A 1,525-nucleotide genomic window follows, 5' to 3' on the forward strand; every position below is an offset into this window, starting at 1 on the left:
TCATAACCGCGATCCTGAACCCGCTATGGCGTCTCGGAAACAGCATGAGCAGCGCACCTATCGAATCGAGTTCAAAATACACACGTACTGCTATGGCGCTGATTAGTTTTGTCAGTCAACCAGGTAGTGGCAGAGGTTCTCGCAGACTGTGCAAGGCGTTGCTGTATTTGCAGAAGATTTCGTCCCCTGCATCTGCAGGTCCACCACATCGTGGAGAAAAAGGACGGGGGTACCGACGACAAAGAGAATCTAATTGCTATCTGCGTGAGTTGCCATAGCGACGTGCACTCAGAAACAAAGTTAACAAGAAGATTCTCCAGAAAAGAGCTGCAGCTACACCGTGAAAATGTGTGTAGGCTTGTAAAGGAAGGGAAGCTCCTTGCCGACACTGCGCCATCTGATGTAGATAAATTATCGGCGAGTGTAATGGAGAGGTTTCAGCCACAAGAGTTTTCGGGATTCACTGCAGACATAGGATTGTCTTGGAAGGCGATGGACTTATTAATGAATAGCGTCCTGAACGACTCGGTAATAAAAATAATACAAGCGGAAGAGATGGAGAATGGGGTCTTCCGACCATATCAGCTTCATTCGGGCGGTCGATGTTATTTGCCCGATGACAGCATGAATTTTCGGGCTAAATATCCTGATTTTCTGATCGAGCTTCTAACAAAGAATCTTGTCAGTGGGTCGGAGAGCGAGGTATATGTCACGGAAGCCGGATATCGGTTCGTAGATGATATTCAGTCTGCAAATCCGTCTTTTGTTGTAGTCAAGGTGCAATGTCATTCGTGCGCTCTGCATTTCGAGATCAGCACATGGTATCCGGAACGTCACGACGCTTCTACCCTCTGCTGTCCAGAATGCAGGCAGGCGGATGGGCTATTTTCGGTGTGGAAAAAGAAAAGATTTGGATTCATTTTTGAGCATATACCCGGGAGAGATGGCCTAATTGATCCCGGCTCAAACGCTCTTCGAAAACCAAAGCCATAAGACTATGTATAACGGCGCGATGAACTTGATGCTGGCGGCTGACGCACAACCATGAGTTACCTAGAAGATCAAGGCAGTTCGCTCTCGTTAACAAGTTGCAAAACACTGTTGTACAAAGGTTCTGCAATCCAAAAACCAGCCTCATTTATCAACGCATCTAATAAAGGTTTTATCTTGGTGATCAAGCCCTGACTTTTTGCTTCAGCTAAAAGTCCCAAAATACCTGTGTAGCGGAGATTCAGCCTACTTGCTGCTAGCCGACCTCGGCGTTCGTCAATCAAAACTTGATCAGCTTGCATCTCGACTGCTAGGGCAATCGCCTCAGCTTCTCCAATATCAAGTTCGTTGTTCAGGGCTTCGACGAGAGTGCGATCGCTGACAGTACAAGTTTGAATCCAGTCAAAGGCAGGGCTATTTCATTCTAAAAACGGTCTTGAGTGTATCTAGGCCGAATTTACAGAATCGTTCAGCCTGAGCCATATTGGAGAAGGCGTTGGAGCGGTAGAGATTGAGCGCGAAGTTACGAGCGACA

1 protein-coding gene and 1 pseudogene are annotated in these 1,525 nt (G+C 47.1%); one reads left to right on the forward strand and one right to left on the reverse strand.

The annotated features are described in order from the left end of the window. Positions 1–126: 126 nt before the first annotated feature. Positions 127–993, forward strand: a complete 867-nt coding sequence (locus tag ACQ4N7_RS30195) for an HNH endonuclease signature motif containing protein (protein WP_430715115.1) — start codon at positions 127–129, stop codon at positions 991–993. A gap of 68 nt (positions 994–1,061) precedes the next feature. Here the strand turns inward: ACQ4N7_RS30195 and ACQ4N7_RS30200 are convergent. Continuing rightward, positions 1,062–1,394, reverse strand: a pseudogene (locus ACQ4N7_RS30200) (DUF3368 domain-containing protein); the annotation flags it as partial. Positions 1,395–1,525 lie beyond the last annotated feature (131 nt).

It is taken from the genome of Nodosilinea sp. AN01ver1, from assembly GCF_050565655.1.
GTDB lineage: Bacteria > Cyanobacteriota > Cyanobacteriia > Phormidesmidales > Phormidesmidaceae > Nodosilinea.